Genomic DNA, 16,355 nt, shown 5'->3' with positions numbered 1-16,355 from the left:
GGGGTGGTCTTCGGCATCACGATGGTCGCCGACACGTTCAGCGTCTTCGCCGCCAGCGCCAGGCCTTGGGCGTGATTACCCGCCGACGCCGTCACCACGCCCCGCGCCAGTTCTTCCGGACTCAACTGCGCCAGCTTGTTGTACGCGCCGCGAATCTTGAAGGAGTACACCGGCTGCAAGTCTTCGCGCTTGAGCAGCACGTTATTGCCCAGGCGCGCAGACAGCTGGCGGGCGGCGTGCAGCGGGGTTTCCACGGCGACGTCATACACGCGGGAGGTCAGGATCTTCTTGACGTAGTGATTGAGCAAGTCGCCCTGAGCGAGCGGCTGGGCTGGCATCTGATTCATCGTGTGGGCCTCGTGGAAAGGCTTGCGATGATCAGGTTGGCAGCGAAGAAAGCGAGGGAAGGGCGAATCATCATGTCTGGCTCCTGATGTGCTTTTTGGCCCGGGAGACAGAGAGAAAAAACCCGCCTCTAGGGCGGGTTGGGTGCAAACGTCGGCTAACCCGCCATGACTGGAATGGCGGTAATAATTATCTGGCCGAAGCAATGCTGGGGTGCGTTCATGGCGTCGAGACTATTGCGAACACGGCGCGGTCGTCAAGGGGGCTAACCCCATCATCGCTAAAAAACTGGCAGGCCGAAAAAACGGAGGGCGAGCCCAAAGAAGGCTTGGAGATCACTTGGCACTTGCCGTTTATCCGGGCGCGTCTAGTGTTCAACGGGCCTTCATTTTTTGTTCATGAGGGCACTTTAGGGTTGGGCGCGTAGTCAGTGAATCTGCTGCTGAATGACTCAGCGACACAAAAACACCATCGATCACAAGAACCCGCCACGAGGGCGCAAAAATGGACGAGTACCAGGAAGAACTGCTGGAATACCAGGCGTACGAGATGGACCCGCTGGAACCTGCCGAAGACGCCACCGAGTTGTAAGAAAGCCCACGCCTGCCAGTCAGAGCGACTGGCGCTGGCTACGACGAAACGCACCGGGCGTCTGTTCGGTCCAGCGTTTGAAGGCCCGCTGAAAGGCTTCGGCCGACGCAAATCCCAACAAGTAAGCGATTTCGCCAAAGGCCAGTTCGGTGTCCCGAATGTAGGTCATGGCGAGGTCGCGCCGGGTGTCATTGAGGATCGCGCGAAACTGTGTGCCTTCGTCCGCCAGCTTGCGGCGCAGGGTCCAGGTCGGCAGCTTCAGTCGCGCGGCCACTTCTTCCAGATCCGGCTCCCGCCCCCCATTCAACAACGGCCCCAGCAATTGGGTGATGCGCTCGCGCAGGCTGCGAGTGCGGGTGAGCTGTTCCAGTTCCCGTTCACACACCTGCAGCAGATGCCGCCAGGTACTCGGCACGTGGTCGGGGTTGCGCAGGCCAAGCTGATTCTGGTTGAGGCGCAGCTGATTGACTCCCGCCGCGAAACTCACGGGCTGCTCGCAGAGCGTGGCGTATTCCGCGGCGTAGGCGGGGGCGTCGAATTCGATCTCCAGACGTTCGGCGACAAGCTTCGTCCCGCTCAGGGTCGACAGCTGATGCAGCCAGCCGCTGAGAATCGAATCCACCACGAAGCGGTTGTAGTCGTTGTACGGACTGATCGAGTAAAAACGCAGCCAGGCACCGGCGCTGTCTTCGTGCAGGCTCGACTGGCCGCGATAATTCGAGCCGTACAGCGCTTCAAAGCGAATCAGCGTCCGCGCCGCTTCCCGCACCGTTGGCGCTTGGGCAGCGGTGATGCCGGCCAGCCCGGCGTGACTCAAGCGACTGGATTGGCCCATCCTCAGGCCCAGGGCAGGCATGCCGGTGAGTTCGATGGCCCCATGGCCCAGGCGCATGTAGCGCGGGATCGACAGCCGGGCGCCGGCCTCACCCAGTCGCGCAGCGTCCAGGCCATATTGCGCCAGCAAGGGGTGCGGGTCTTTGCCCTCGCCGCGAACAGCATCAGCGAGGCTGTGAACGAAACCCACGGACAGATCGCCCAGACGCACGCGAGGGGAGCTCATCGGTCACAACCACAGATTGATCAGGCGCGCGCCATGACCGGGGCGGACGCCTTTCGGGGCGGCGCTGATGGATTGCTCGGCGATGCTCTGTCCGTCGCGGCTGGCGAAACTGTGCCCGGCGCTGCCCTGGTCCCAGAACTGGCCGCGCATGAACACGCTGACGCCGGCCTTGGCCGTGCTGGCCGGTGTCAGGGCCAGTCGACGCCATGCTTCGCCCTGGGTGATCGGCTTGGCGCCCAGGTTCAGATGGGCCGCCAGCGCGTCGTGCTTGTCGCTGCGCCAGGGTTGCGACCAGCCGTCCGTGCCTGCAACGTAGGCCGGGACCGCAATCAGCTCGACGCCGCTGGCATTGAGGCGCGCGTAGTTGTCGGGGTACCAGCTGTCACTGCCGATCAGCGTTGCCAGTCGCCCGGCGGGGGTGTCGACTACGTTGAGCGGCGCGTCCTTGCCGGGGCGGATGTAACCCCGCTGATTCCAGCCCGGAAACAACTGACGCTGGGGTTGCCCCAAGGGCAGGCCGTCAGGGCCGAACACCAGGCTGCTGTTGTAGAGCGCGCCATGGCCGATGCGCAGTTCACCGTTTTCCACCTGCGGGCTGGGCAGCACGATGGAGCCGGCCACCAGCGTTACCCCGAATTCCTTCGCCAGCCCGCCGAACACGGTTTGATAATCCTGCGCCATGCTGTGCGCCTTCATGCGCAAACGCGCATCCTCGAAGCGGCTGCTGCCCCGCGCGTGAATCACCGCGTCGATGAACAGCAGCGGGTTGCTGAACGCCAGCCAGTTCATGGCTTCTTCGAGAGTGGTGGCCTGATAGAACTGGGTTTTTTCGTCCACCGCCAACAACCAGGTGCCGATGTGCTCGGGCAGCACCACGATGGTTTTATCGTTGAGCAGCCCATGGTCGCGAGCCTGCACCAGATAGGACGCCAGCTTGCGGTGCAGGCGCTTGACGCTCGAATAATCGGAAGGGAACAGCTCGGGCTGAATGCCCAGCAGGTTGCCGCGTTCCCCGGGTTGCCCGTCGTTGATCACCAACTGGATGCGCAGGTCCGTCAGGTAGTGCCCGACATGACGCTTGCCCGTCCACAGCCCGTAGCTGACGAGAAGCATCACCAGCACTGCTGCGGTAAGTGAGCCGAGAACTTTGCGCATGAAGAAAGGAGAGCTGCCTCTGAAGAAGGCGCGCGGGGCGCCATGACGTTGCCGGAAGGCTACGGCAAAACGGCGATTTGGAGAAGGTTTGCCAACGACCAGGGCGGCCATTCGGCGAATGCGTTGAAGCGAGGCGGCATCGGCGGCCGCCTGCGCTGTATGAATCAACCGTGATGCCGGCGATTTGCAGGCATCACGGGCAGCGCGTTTTACAGGCGGAAGCGGCTGACCAGCGTGTTGAACGAAACCGCCAGGCGGGAAAGGTCCTGAGTCGACGCGTTGGTCTGGTGCGCACCGGCCGCCGTCTGGGTAGACAGATCCTGGATGTTCACCAGATTGCGGTCCACCTCGCGCGCGACATTCGCCTGCTCCTCGGATGCGGTGGCGATGACCATGTTGCGTTCGTTGATCTGGGCGATGCCGTCGGCGATCTGCTCCAGGGCGCGGCCCGTTGCCTGGGCCAGGGCCTGGGTGTCGGTCACCAGCGACTGGCTTTTGCCCATCGCCCCGACCGCCTGGTCGGCGCTGGCCTGGACGCTGTTGATCATGCCTTCGATTTCACCGGTCGAGGCCTGGGTGCGCGCGGCCAAGGCCCGGACTTCGTCGGCGACCACGGCAAAGCCCCGGCCCTGCTCACCGGCACGGGCGGCTTCAATGGCGGCGTTCAAGGCCAGCAGGTTGGTCTGTTCGGCGATGCCGCGAATCACGTCCAGCACCTTGCCGATGTCCCGGACCTGCACGGCGAGGTCGCGGACCATGTTGGTCGAGGTGGCGATTTCGGTGGTCGCGCTGTTGATGGCTTCGACCGCGCCACGGGCCTGGTCGCGGCCCTCGCTGGCCTGTTTGCTGGTGGTCCTAGACGCGTCGGAAGTGGACACGGCGTTACGCGCCACTTCTTCCACAGCGGAAGTCATTTCCGTGACGGCGGTCGCGGCCTGCTGGATCTCGTCGTTCTGGCGGACCAACCCTCGGCTGCCGTTATCGCTGACGGCGGTCAGCTCTTCTGCGGCAGAGGCCAGTTGACTGGACGCATCGGCAATCTGCTGAATGGTGCTTTTCAGGCTGCCCTGCATCTCGCCCAGCGCCGTCAACAATTGCCCGGCCTCATCACGGCCGGTGCTGACAATCTGTTGAGTCAGATCACCGCCAGCAATGCTCCGCGCGCTCGTGACCGCATAGGCGAGAGGACGGCTGATCAGGCGACTGATGAACATACCCAGCAAGATCGCCGCCAGAAAGGCAATAGCGATGCCGATGTACAGCGAGGTCTTGGCGGAGGACTCCATGCGGGCGGCATCCTCGGCGCCTTCGCCGATCTGCCGGTTATTGGACTCAACCATAACGGTCAATTCATCGAGCACCACGCGGAACGCCGCCTGCAGATCGCCAAACAACAAGGCACGGCCGTTATCAAGGTCGCCGGCTTTCATGAGGCCGACGTATTTCTGGACCAGTGCCTGGTAGGCCGGCCAGTCTTTTTCCATCTGGTCGCCCGCCGCGCGCTCATCGTCGGCCAGCGGGGTCTTGCGGTATTCGGCGAACGCTTTCTCGCTTTGCTGCTGGTTGGCGTTCATCGATGCAATCACTTCGTCCTTCACGCCCTGGGGCATGCCGGCGGCCGTCGCCGTATATAACCGATACAGATCGCGGCTTTGCCCTACGGCGTTGGTTTTGGCCTGGCCGGTTTTTGCGACGGACACCAGGTTGTTGCTGAACACCAGCTTCAGGCTGTCCGACAGGTCCGACACGCCACGGCTTCCGAGCACACCCACACCCAAGGTGATGAAGGCGCACAGCACAAAGGCTGCGACCAACTTGGTCGAAATTTTTGCATCATTGATCCAGCTCATTGGTCGTCCTGCCGAGGTATTGAGAAAAAGGACATTGCTCAGACATCGAGGCGGTGCGGCAAGGTCGTTGTGGGGCTATCGGCGCCGAAGGCCGAATCTGGAGGCTGGCCCGATGAACGATGAGGTGCACCGCTTGATCATGGATTTGTCACTTCCAGTCATTGAGCATGACCGAGCGGCTGTTTACTGTTTGCGCCATGTACAAGGCGCTGGTCCAAGGCCCTGACTGATTCGACGAGCGCCACAGAGCGCTCGCGCCCCGTGATGATGCTCGATGGAGTTTTTATGGCCGCCCCCCACTACCCGCATTTGCTCGCTCCCCTGGACCTGGGTTTCACCACGCTGCGCAACCGTACCCTGATGGGCTCGATGCACACCGGGCTTGAAGAGAAGCCGGGCGGGTTCGAGCGCATGGCGGTGTACTTCGCCGAGCGCGCACGGGGCGGGGTCGGCCTGATGGTCACCGGCGGCATCGCACCGAACGCTGAAGGCGGGGTGTATTCGGGGGCGGCCAAGCTGTCGACGCCGGAAGAGGCGGCCAACCATCGTGTCGTCACTAAAGCCGTGCATGAGGCTGGCGGCAAAATTTGCATGCAGATCCTTCACGCCGGCCGCTACGCCTACAGCCCCAAGCAAGTCGCACCGAGCGCGATCCAGGCGCCGATCAACCCCTTCACACCCAAAGAGCTCGACGAAGAGGGCATCGAGAAGCAGATTCAGGATTTCGTCACCTGCGCGACCCTGGCGCAGACCGCCGAGTACGACGGCGTCGAGATCATGGGCTCCGAAGGTTATTTCATTAACCAGTTTCTCGTCGCCCACACCAACCATCGCAGCGACCGTTGGGGCGGGAGCTATGAAAACCGCATGCGCCTGCCGGTAGAGATCGTGCGCCGCGTGCGTGAAGCCGTCGGCCCGAATTTCATCATCATTTATCGCCTGTCCATGCTCGACCTCATCGAGGGCGGCAGTACCTGGGAAGAAGTGGTGCAACTGGCCCAGGCCATCGAGCGTTCGGGGGCCACGCTGATCAACACCGGCATTGGCTGGCACGAAGCGCGGATTCCGACCATCGCCACCAAAGTCCCGCGCGCTGCCTTCGCCAAAGTGACGGCGAAAATGCGCGGCTCGGTGTCGATCCCGCTGATCACCACCAACCGCATCAACACCCCCGAGGTTGCCGAGCAGATACTCGCCGAAGGTGACGCCGACATGGTCTCCATGGCGCGCCCGTTTCTCGCCGACCCCGAATTCGTCAACAAGGCCGCGGCGGGTCGCAGCGACGAGATCAATACCTGTATCGGCTGCAACCAGGCGTGTCTCGACCACACCTTCGGCGGCAAACTCACCAGCTGCCTGGTCAACCCACGCGCTTGCCATGAAACCGAGCTCAATTACCTGCCGGTCACTCAGGTCCGCAAAATCGCCGTGATCGGCGCCGGTCCTGCGGGCCTCGCTGCCGCAACCGTCGCGGCCCAGCGCGGGCATGACGTGACGTTGTTCGACTCGGCGAGCGAAATCGGCGGGCAGTTCAACATCGCCAAGCGCATTCCGGGCAAGGAAGAGTTCTTCGAGACCCTGCGCTACTTCGGCCGCAAGCTGCAGACCACCGGCGTCGACCTGCGCCTGAACACCCGCGTCACGGCCAATGACCTGCTCGGCAAGGGCTATGACGAAGTGATTCTGGCCACCGGCATCGCGCCACGAACGCCCGCCATCCCCGGCGTCGACAACCCCAAGGTGCTGAGCTACCTCGACGTGATCCTCGGCCGCAAGCCGGTGGGCAAGTCCGTCGCCGTGATTGGCGCGGGCGGCATCGGCTTCGACGTGTCGGAATACCTTGTGCACCAGGGCGTCTACACCAGCCTGGATCGCGATGCGTTCTGGGACGAGTGGGGCATCGATACCCAACTGCAAGCGCGGGGTGGCGTGGCCGGGATCAAGCCCCATCCCCATGCACCGGCCCGTCAGGTGTTCCTGCTGCAGCGCAAGGCCACGAAAGTCGGCGATGGCCTGGGCAAAACCACCGGCTGGATTCATCGCACGGGGCTTAAGAACAAACAGGTGCAGATGCTCAACAGCGTGGAATATTTGAAGATTGACGATGCGGGTCTGCACATTCGGATTGGGGCAGAGGGCGAGGAGAAACTGCTGCCGGTGGACAACGTGGTGATCTGCGCCGGGCAGGATCCGCTGCGTGAACTGTATGACGGGTTGCAGGCGGCGGGGCAGAGCGTGCATCTGATTGGAGGGGCGGATGTGGCGACTGAACTGGATGCCAAACGGGCGATTGATCAGGGGTCGCGGTTGGCGGCGGGGTTGTAAGGGGGTTGGGTTCTCTCGGGTGATGTTGCTGGCGGATTTGGCGGGTTGGGTCGCGTGCCGCCAGGGGCTGTGGGGACTCTGGCGGTTGGGGGCGGTTACCAGCTGCCGTAGGGGATTCCGTGCTGGTCGACGTAGGCTTTGTTCTCCGGTTCGAGTGGGGTGTACTTGCCCTTGCTTGCGCCACGGTAGGGTCCGAGCGGTTCGACTTTAGCTTGGTAGCGGCCGACCTCCTTGAAACCCAGACATGGCCCACCGGCCCAAACTTTCACGATACCTCCCGGAGCCATTCCCAGCGTAATCGCGAAACGGAAGTCGTCCATCCATTCTTTTGAACTGCGGCAATACACGCGCTGTGGCGTCACCATCTCATCGCGTACCCACTTCGGTATCCGGATGCTTATTTTGTAAGCCTGAGGCTCCACTAGTGACTGCCAGCGCAGAAGGAGTTGGTCTGGTAAGTCGACGTTGTTGATGGGTTTGCCACCAGATGTGCCCTTGTGCCAGCCCTCGGGCTTACGTGTGTAACCGGCGACTCCAGCATGCACATTGAAGAAAACATATCCCCGCTGATCAAGCACATCGACGCTTTCCACCCACACTTCCATGTGTTTGGGCGCGGCGAAGCCGATATACCACGCCGGATATGGCAGCTTGACAGGTGGGGGTACTGAGCCACCCGTGGCACAGGCACTCAGGCTGATCAGCAATCCGAGCGCAATGACCAGATGCCTCATTCGGAAAACCCAGTCTGCAAATGGAAGCCTTGAACAAAGCCGCAGATGCGCTAGCCGTCGCGTGCCGTGATGCCCCTTGTTACCACTCATGGCCGAGTTACCAACTGCCATAGGGAATGCCGTGTTGTTCTACATAAGCTTTGTTCTCAGGTTCGAGCGGGATGTACTTGCCTTTTCTTGCGCCTCGGTAGGTGCCGAGCGGCTCGACTTTGGCTTGGTAACGACCGACTTCCTTGAAATCCAAACACGATCCGCCTAGCCACACTTTTACGATTCCGCCGGGTGCCATGCCCAGCGTGATCGTCTCTCGGTAGTCTGTTTTCCATTGCTGATTCCACTGGCACAGAACACGCTCGGGCCTGGTCATATCATCACGGACCCACTGCGGAATCCGTATGCTGATTTTGTAGGCTTGAGGTTCCGCAAGTGACTGCCAGCGCAGAAGGAGTTGTTCTGGTAAGTCGACGTTGTTGATAGGTTTCCCTCCAGATGTGCCCTTATGCCAGCCCTCGGGCTTACGCGTGTAACCGGCGACTCCCGCATGCACGTTGAAGAAAACGTATCCCCGCTGATCGAGCACATCGACGCTTTCCACCCATACTTCCATGTGTCTGGGCGCGGCGAAACCTATGTACCACGCCGGATAAGGCAGCTTGACAGGTGGGGGTACTGAGCCTCCCGTTGCGCAGGCACTCAGGCTGATCAGCAATCCGAACGCAAAGACCAGATGCCTCATTCAGGAAACCCAGTCTGCAAATGAGAGCCTTGAACAACGCCGCAAATGCGCTAGCCGTCGCGTGCCGTGATGCTCATTGTTAGCGCTCATCGCCGAGTTACCAACTCCCATAGGGAATGCCGTGCTGTTCTACGTAAGCTTTGTTCTCCGGTTCGAGCGGGATGTACTTGCCTTTGCTTGCGCCACGGTAGGGACCGAGCGGCTCGACTTCAGCCTGAAAGCGGCCGACCTCCTTATGCTCTAAACACCCTGCTCCGACCCAGACCTTCACGATGCCTCCGGGCGCCATGCCCAGGCTTATGGTGTTCCGATATAGAGTGACGACTTCCTGATCCCAGCTACAAAACTCCCGCTGTGGCTTGATCATTTCATAGCGTACCCACTGGGGTATTTTGATCAAAACTTTGTAGGCTTGTGGTTCAACTAAGGATTGCCAGCGCAGAAAAATTTGATCTGGCAAGTCGACGTTATTGATGGGTTTGGACTTGCCTCCTCCTTTGTGCCAGCCATCCGGCTGACCCGTGTAGCTTGCGACGCCACCGTGCACGCGAAAAAATGCAAGGCCGCGCTGATCCAGCACATCAACCGTCTCCACCCACACCTCCATATTTTGGGGCGCCGCCAACCCTACATACCACGCCGGATACGGCAGCTTGGGCCTCGCTGGAAATGAAGAGTTAGCTGCACAGGCACTCAGGCTGATCAGCAATACCACTGCATACGCCAAGTGCCTCATTCGGGATAACCTTCTTGCGGACGATTGAGATGCACCTTCCTACGATTCAGCGGTGCCGGTTTGCTGAGTAAGAAGGGACCTTCAGGGGTCCAGTGTGCGGACAGGTGGATGTACCTCGCTCGTAGCAACGCCTCTTGCGCAGGTTCGAGTCTTACGAGCCGGTCCGTCATCACCCGCTGCAAGATTCGCTTGGCGATAGGCCTGAGCTCGTCGGGCATTGCGAGCTCAGGCCGCCCGTCCAGGCTCTTAAACGGGACGCCGTGACGCATCCCCAGCTCACGCATGACACGCAATGCAATTAGGCTCAGTTCGCCATGCACCGGGCGTTCGAGCAGCACGGTTACCCAGTAGTCCTCGGTGACCGACGCAGCTCTGCCGCGAGGGTTAGTTGCTGCAGGCCAGGCTTTCACCGCAACGTAGCCATCGCGGGCCACGCCTGATTCGCGCAATGCCTTGGCGTCCGCCTCTGCAAGGGCCCACGCGGCATGGGATTCAACCCTTTGACCGGTCGGAGCGCTGGCCTTGCGGGGTCGTGTCATCCACAGTTTTTCCCGCGCGCGCGGTAGATATCCCCCACCAACATCGGAGTGGGCGCCCGGCAGGCCTATCTGGAGGTGCGTGTGGTGCACGTTGTTGAGAGAAAAGTCGGCGCGGTACTCGTCGAGCGCTTGAAGCTGGATAACCTGCCGCGCGCAGTCGGGTGGCAGGTAGAGATTTACGCCTCGATTAATGTCATCGCCGGGGCTGAAATCGCCACGCAAGGGTGTCGAGATCGCGGCAACGGTATCAAACAGGCCAATCAGATTGATGCACACATCAGCGGCGGGATCGAAGCTTCCTGGGAGACCGCCCCTGCCGCTTGTGAGCATCTCGCTGAATATTCCGCGTCCGGGCTTCAATACTTCGTTGGCGCAATGTCGTGCAGCAGCAGCGCCACGGCTGAAACCAAACACGTCAAACTCGATTTTGCTTATCGTCACACTGGGGTTTTTTGTAATGAATTCCCGCAGACGCCCCCTTACTGAGTTAGGTGCTTGCTGCACCCGCGCCACAACGCCCGTTTCACCCTGGCCCAATCCCTGCCCATAAAGAGTGGCATCCTCGCCGCCACTACGAGTGCCGATCCCTTCTATGTAAGTGGAGATATAGGCGATTGTTTGGTCTGCTTTAAGCGGAGTAGTGCTGTTATCCGGATACAAATCATACAAATGCGCCACATTACTCGGCGCATTCCCGTAACTGTTATTCGGCGCGCTGTTAAACGCACTGCCGTCAAACTCCCCAAACCCGTACTGCTTGCACGTCGCCGCAATGCTCTCCAGCTCTTCACGGCTGAAGCTGTCCAAATCCGATTGTCGGCACTGTGCGGTCGCCGCCGCATTGCTCTGATTATTCCCGGTCCCGTCAAAGAACAGCCCGATGCGCAGGGTGATGCCATCGGCGATTTCCTCTTCCTCTTCTTCCTCCTCAACTAGCTCAGGCTCTTTAACCGGCGAAGCATTTTTGATCATGCTCCGTTCGTAGTGAATGTTGCCGCCACTGAAGCTGGGCCAGAACTCGTGCAGTTCAGGCGGGATATCCAACAGTGGTGGCAAGGCCGGAAGTTCAACCTCCTGCGCGGCTTTCGGTCTGAAATCGAAGTGCGCGGCTTTGATGAGATAGTCGCCGGCGGTGCCGGATTCGATGCTGCACCGCTCAATGGCGAGGTAGCTGCCGCCAGCATTGAGGACGATTCGCTTCTTGGCGGTGATGTGGATTTCATCTTCGGTGCTGGTGATGTTTATTCCCTGGCGAGCGAGCAGTTCAAGCGTATCGTTCTGTGCCTGGATGCTCACCGGGCCCTCGTTGGAGATCAGCTTGAGTCCGACCTTGCGCACGAACAGGCTCAGGCCCTGGCCGATACCCATGAACAGTTTCTTGACCACGCTGATGTCGGCGTGGCCGCCCGCGTTGAGCATCAGGTTGTCTTGCGCGGCCAGTTGCAGATGTTTGGCGCTGGTCAGGGCAATGCCGTCCGGAGCGCTGAGCAGCAACACCGAGGATTTGCGCGCGTCCAGATCCTGTTTGAGCAGATCGAGTTGCGCCTGGACGCCAGCGGCATCGGCGTGACTAATGTCAGCATCTGCGGAGATTGTTTTCAGCTGCTCGCCGGCACTCTGCAAGCGACCGATTGCGGCACTCATGTCGAGCTGCTTGCCCTGCGCTTTGGTCTGCCCATCCGCACTGATAAACACCCCACGCCCCGCCCGAATCGCGCCCCAGCCATCGGTGCGCAATTCAAAGCCTTCGCCGCGCTTATCCTTCACGCTGTCGACCAAATGCCCAAGGTTCAGCTGGCTCTTGCCACTGTGTTCGGTGCTGAGTTTGATGTGCTCCTTGCCGCGATCATCTTCCATGCGCAGCTTGTTATTGGCCGGAGTGCGCAGCACGTTGCGTTTGTAATCGCTGCGCAGCAACGTCACATGATCGGGATGGCGACTGTCATGAAGCGCATGGGCGATATACGGCCGGTCCGGATCGCCTTGCTCAAACGCGATCGCCACCTCGGTCCCGCAGATCAGCGGCAGGTGCAGGCCGTGTGTATCGCCGGCGTAAGGCCGAGCCAACCTGAGCCACAGACTTTCCTGACCGATTTCCCAGCTGTCTCGGTCGAACAGAAAGCTGACCTTGTAACGACCTTCACTATCAATGTGGCTATACGGATCGTTGGCCAGCGAACTGGTGACCCGCGCCGGAACAGTGCCCGCTATCTCAGGCTTGGCCAGCAACGGCGGCCGAAAACACACACTCTCGGAATACGGAATAGCCTCAAAACTCAGCTCGAAACTGCGATCCCGCGCCGCACTCAGCTTCAATCCTGTAACGACTGCTCCCGGCTCAAACGCCTGGGGCGCTCCACCGGAAATCGCCAGCACCTGCGCCAATCCCAACGAAGCACTGCTGCTTATACCGCTCAGGCGCGTCTGATCATTCAGATACCGCTCATGCCGCAACCGGGCATAAAAAAACCCGCTTTCCCCCAGCAGATCCTCATCCTGATCCAGCTTGTCGCCAAGCACCTTGTACGGCTCGGCATAGTGGTAGGCCTCGCCGTAAGTCGTGGTATCACCCCTCGTCTGGTCCACATCCCCATCCAGCCCCGCACTGGCATCCCGATAGTGATAAGCCCGAAAATGAACGCTCTGCTCCACCACCTCATGACTGACCTGTAATCCCCAAACCCCATCCGCACCACTGCTGCCCAACCCCGACTGCGGCCGAAACGGCAAGCTCACCCGAGGCCGAACGTAATGCCGCTGATCATCATGAAACTCAACGACCGCAATGCCCAATCGCTCATCGTTGGTGAGGCGATACCAGATCCCCACCTCCGCCAACAGCCTGGAAATGAAAGCGAGATCACTCTCGCCGTACTGCATCACCTGCTCACGCGTCGGATACTCCCGCACCAGCGAGAACAGAAAATCCTGTCCCTCAAAGTCATGCCGCGTGCGCAAGATGCTCTCGACAATTTGCGGCACCGACTGATGCTGATAGATCCGAAACTGCCGCCCTCGGCCCAGCAAGGCAAGGCGCGGCTGCAAAGTAATCTCGTATCTGGCCTCGTCAGCCGAACCAGAAAGACGTTTAAAACCTGTAACCACACCATGCAGCGTTCGCAGCGGTTTAACCGAAGGCACCGGCAACCCACGAATCGGAACAGGCAACGTATGCGCCGCCGCATGCAGGCTGAACTGCGCATCCCGCCCCAACACACGTTCAGCCCCTATGTCCTGCTCAACCGAAGTAAATTCAACGCGGTAATGAAACGGCTGACTCAGCCGCTCCTCCCCCTCGAACGCAAGTACATCGAGCGCTACAGGAAAGCGATGAACAACAAGTTTATGGCGACTGTGATCGAAAAAAGGTGGCAATACGGTGAGCATGAGTGAGCGTCCTTGGCAGGAATAAGCGCCCCTGACCGGTCGGCAGAAAACGGGGTCAACTCGTCCATGAGAGAGGGCTGAGGCGGGCGAAGATGAGGGTTTTCAAAGCGTCATTCCATAGGCAAAACACGAACCGGACGCTTCCTAATGAAGATCAAGAATTCCCCTACACAGCCCCCCAAATCGAGACGCCAGCGCAACGAGTGCTAGACTCGCGCTCCGTCCATTGCCCGACCGATTTCATGTTTGCTCCTTCATCACCACTCCCTTGTGCACCGCTGCAACCCCTCCGTTTCGACTGGCTCCAGACAGCCGGTGTGGAGGCGGCGATCCTGCGGCTGGACCTCGTCGATCCGCTGATCAGCGGCAATAAATGGTTCAAGCTCAAGCACCATCTGGCGGCCGCCGAGCAGGCCGGCGCGCGGGGCGTTATCAGCCTGGGCGGCGCGCATTCCAATCACCTGCATGCGCTGGCGGCGGCGGGCAAGCGCTTTGGTTTTGCCACGGTCGGGCTGGTGCGGGGGCATGCGGTCGAAACGCCAACGGTGCTGGATCTGCTGGGGTTCGGCATGGAGCTGAACTGGCTGGGTTACGCCGGTTATCGCGCGCGGCATGACAGGGATTTCTGGGTGCCGTGGCGCGAGCGTTATCCGCATCTTTATCCGGTGCCTGAAGGCGGCGGCGGGCTCGGCGGGGCAGTGGGCTGCGTTGAAATCGTCGAACAGGCGCGCCGCCAGCTCGGCCTTTTGGGATGGGAAGATTACGACTGCTGGTGGCTGGCGTGCGGGACTGGCACCACATTGGCTGGCCTGGTGCTGGCGGAGGCGGGGCAGCATGAGGTGATCGGCGCGATGGCGGTGCCCGATGGTCATGGGGTTGAGGGCAATGTGGAGGACATTCTTTCAGCCTTCGTGAGCAAACTCATTCCTAAAGGGGCGGTGTCGTTGTCGAAACCGGCGACCTTGCCAGAACGTGATCAGAAGGCGCTTAACGCCACGTTGGCTGCGAGCTGTAAACCCCAGGGTTACCGGTTGCTCGACGCCAGCCGTGGCGGCTTCGCCAAGACCGACCCCGCGTTGCTCGATTTCATCGCGCGCCACGAAGCCGAATCCGGAATACCCCTCGAGCCGCTGTACACCGGCAAGGCTTTGCTGGCGCTGCACGACGAAGTGATCTCGGGCCGAGTCGCCAAGGGCACGCGGCTGATTTTCCTGCACACGGGGGGATTACAGGGCAAACGAACTTTCGATCCTGAACTAGCACATCGCTGACGCCCAGGCACGCATTCGCGTACTGGCACGAATCCTGCGGCCCACACCTCCCGACAGGTCGGTCCTGAGTACGTCGGCGGCATTTCTGGAGTCGGGCGGGCAGGGCGCTGTGTCGATAATCGGATCTTTCCCACGTGCGCCGAGGTATGCATGACCACTCCCGTCCTTGAGCAGGTTGACCCTGCCACTCTGAGAAAAGTCATCGTTGCCGCCGCCATCGGCAATTTCGTCGAATGGTTCGACTTCGCGGTGTACGGCTTTCTGGCCACGACCATCGCCCAGCAGTTCTTCCCCAGCGGCGATGCCAGCGCGGCGTTATTGAAAACCTTCGCAGTGTTCGCCGTGGCCTTCGCGTTTCGGCCGCTGGGCGGGGTGTTCTTCGGCATGCTGGGCGACCGTATCGGCCGCAAACGCACGCTGGCGTTCACCATTCTGCTGATGGCCGGGGCGACGACCATCATCGGTCTGTTGCCGACCTACGCGGCAATCGGCGTGATGGCGCCCGTCTTGCTCACCCTCATTCGCTGCGCCCAGGGTTTTTCTGCCGGCGGCGAGTACGCGGGGGCGTGCGCTTACTTGATGGAGCACGCGCCACGCACGCAGCGGGCGTGGTACGGCAGCTTCGTGCCGGTATCGACTTTTTCGGCGTTCGCGGCGGCGGCGATCATTGCCTACGCGCTGGAAGCCTCGCTGAGCACCGAAGCCATGGGCAGTTGGGGCTGGCGGCTGCCGTTTCTGATCGCAGCGCCGTTGGGGCTGGTCGGGCTGTACCTGCGCTGGAAACTGGACGAAACCCCGGCGTTTCAGGCGGTCAAGCAGGAGCATGCTGTCGCTCATTCGCCGCTCAAGGAAACCCTGCGCAACCACGGCGCGGCGATTTGCTGCCTTGGCGCGTTCGTGTCGCTGACGGCGCTGTCGTTCTACATGTTCACCACCTATTTTGCGACCTACTTGCAGGTGGCGGGCGGGCTGAGTCGTGCCACCGCGCTGCTGGTGTCGTTGATCGCTTTGCTGTTCGCCGCCGCCATCTGTCCGGTGGCCGGGGCATTTTCCGACAAGGTCGGGCGCCGCAAGACCGTGCTCAGCACCTGTGTCCTGCTGATCGTGGTGGTGTATCCGTCGTTTTTGATGGCCAGTTCCGGTTCGTTTGTGGCGTCGATCGTCGGCGTGATGTTGCTGGCGATTGGCGCGGTCCTGTGCGGAGTGGTCACGGCCGCGCTGTTGTCGGAGACCTTTCCGACACGCACCCGTTACACCGCTTCGGCGATCACCTACAACATGGCGTACACAATCTTCGGCGGAACGGCCCCGTTGATGGCGACCTGGTTGATCGGCGCGACGGGCAGCAACCTGGCGCCGGCGTTTTACCTGATCGTGATCGCGCTGCTGGCGCTGGCGGGCGGACTGGCGCTGCCGGAGACGTCTAAAGTGTCGCTGCATGAGGTGGAAGGTTCGTTGACGGCGCGGGGGAGATTGCAGACGGTGGTTTGACTGGGGGCGGTGCTCTATGCTCGCGTAGATGTCGGAATATCTGCTGGAGTTTCGGCGGATTGCAGGCCGTCTTCGTGAGCAAGCTCACTCCCACAAGGGTTGCGCCTGCCAGACGATAACGGGGTGCCAGAACAA

Annotated in this window: 9 protein-coding genes and 4 pseudogenes; 3 read left to right on the top strand and 10 right to left on the bottom strand. The window is 60.9% G+C overall.

Translation table 11 applies throughout. The features are described 5' to 3' along the window. The 5 genes and pseudogenes from AC07RO_RS24745 to AC07RO_RS24725 form a co-directional block, all read right to left on the bottom strand. Positions 1-308, bottom strand: a 308-nt coding sequence (locus AC07RO_RS24745; RefSeq protein ID WP_495087312.1) for a pyridoxal-phosphate dependent enzyme, incomplete at its 3' end; no start/stop codon positions are given. Between the two features lie 647 nt (positions 309-955). Further along, positions 956-1,996 carry an AraC family transcriptional regulator gene (locus AC07RO_RS24740; RefSeq protein WP_495087309.1) on the bottom strand — a complete coding sequence of 347 codons (1,041 nt, stop codon included), beginning with the start codon at positions 1,994-1,996 and terminating at the stop codon, positions 956-958. Between the two features lie 3 nt (positions 1,997-1,999). Next, positions 2,000-3,151, bottom strand: a complete 1,152-nt coding sequence (locus AC07RO_RS24735) for a carbon-nitrogen hydrolase family protein (protein ID WP_495087308.1) — start codon at positions 3,149-3,151, stop codon at positions 2,000-2,002. Positions 3,152-3,360: 209 nt separating this feature from the next. Then, a pseudogene (locus AC07RO_RS24730) lies at positions 3,361-4,515 on the bottom strand (methyl-accepting chemotaxis protein); the annotation flags it as partial. 12 nt (positions 4,516-4,527) lie between these two features. Then, positions 4,528-5,001, bottom strand: a pseudogene (locus AC07RO_RS24725) (MCP four helix bundle domain-containing protein); the annotation flags it as partial. Between the two features lie 285 nt (positions 5,002-5,286). Between AC07RO_RS24725 and AC07RO_RS24720 the strand changes: the two are divergent. Further along, entirely contained in the window at positions 5,287-7,326 is a 2,040-nt protein-coding gene (locus AC07RO_RS24720) for an oxidoreductase (protein WP_495087307.1), read from the top strand. Between the two features lie 95 nt (positions 7,327-7,421). Here the strand turns inward: AC07RO_RS24720 and AC07RO_RS24715 are convergent, their stop codons facing one another. The 5 genes and pseudogenes from AC07RO_RS24715 to AC07RO_RS24695 all read right to left on the bottom strand — a co-directional run. After that, complete coding sequence (locus AC07RO_RS24715; protein WP_495087306.1) at positions 7,422-8,060, bottom strand: DUF2931 family protein; 639 nt, start codon at positions 8,058-8,060, stop codon at positions 7,422-7,424. A gap of 97 nt (positions 8,061-8,157) precedes the next feature. Then, complete coding sequence (locus tag AC07RO_RS24710; protein ID WP_495087305.1) at positions 8,158-8,796, bottom strand: DUF2931 family protein; 639 nt, start codon at positions 8,794-8,796, stop codon at positions 8,158-8,160. Between the two features lie 97 nt (positions 8,797-8,893). Further along, entirely contained in the window at positions 8,894-9,511 is a 618-nt protein-coding gene (locus AC07RO_RS24705) for a DUF2931 family protein (protein WP_282371746.1), read from the bottom strand. 17 nt (positions 9,512-9,528) lie between these two features. Then, positions 9,529-10,341, bottom strand: a pseudogene (locus AC07RO_RS24700) (phospholipase effector Tle1 domain-containing protein); the annotation flags it as partial. Positions 10,342-11,115: 774 nt separating this feature from the next. Then, positions 11,116-13,458, bottom strand: a pseudogene (locus AC07RO_RS24695) (type VI secretion system Vgr family protein); the annotation flags it as partial. 242 nt (positions 13,459-13,700) lie between these two features. On the opposite strand from AC07RO_RS24695, the gene AC07RO_RS24690 reads away from it, so the two are divergent. Together AC07RO_RS24690 and AC07RO_RS24685 are read left to right on the top strand one after the other, a co-directional pair. Beyond that, positions 13,701-14,729 carry a 1-aminocyclopropane-1-carboxylate deaminase/D-cysteine desulfhydrase gene (locus AC07RO_RS24690; protein WP_495087304.1) on the top strand — a complete coding sequence of 343 codons (1,029 nt, stop codon included), beginning with the start codon at positions 13,701-13,703 and terminating at the stop codon, positions 14,727-14,729. 150 nt (positions 14,730-14,879) lie between these two features. Then, entirely contained in the window at positions 14,880-16,220 is a 1,341-nt protein-coding gene (locus AC07RO_RS24685) for an MFS transporter (protein ID WP_495087303.1), read from the top strand. Positions 16,221-16,355 lie beyond the last annotated feature (135 nt).

The sequence above is a fragment of the Pseudomonas sp. GW821-FHT07F05 genome (assembly GCF_059418765.1).
Note: the sequence above shows the minus strand (reverse complement) of the source record. Positions and strands in the feature narration are given on the sequence as shown.

Excerpts from the sequence above, each read along its gene's own strand:
- AC07RO_RS24740 (WP_495087309.1), bottom strand. The coding sequence starts at position 1,996 with ATGAGCTCCCCTCGCGTGCGTCTGGGCGATCTGTCCGTGGGTTTCGTT.
- AC07RO_RS24735 (WP_495087308.1), bottom strand. The coding sequence starts at position 3,151 with ATGCGCAAAGTTCTCGGCTCACTTACCGCAGCAGTGCTGGTGATGCTT.
- AC07RO_RS24720 (WP_495087307.1), top strand. The coding sequence starts at position 5,287 with ATGGCCGCCCCCCACTACCCGCATTTGCTCGCTCCCCTGGACCTGGGT.
- AC07RO_RS24715 (WP_495087306.1), bottom strand. The coding sequence starts at position 8,060 with ATGAGGCATCTGGTCATTGCGCTCGGATTGCTGATCAGCCTGAGTGCC.
- AC07RO_RS24710 (WP_495087305.1), bottom strand. The coding sequence starts at position 8,796 with ATGAGGCATCTGGTCTTTGCGTTCGGATTGCTGATCAGCCTGAGTGCC.
- AC07RO_RS24690 (WP_495087304.1), top strand. The coding sequence starts at position 13,701 with ATGTTTGCTCCTTCATCACCACTCCCTTGTGCACCGCTGCAACCCCTC.
- AC07RO_RS24685 (WP_495087303.1), top strand. The coding sequence starts at position 14,880 with ATGACCACTCCCGTCCTTGAGCAGGTTGACCCTGCCACTCTGAGAAAA.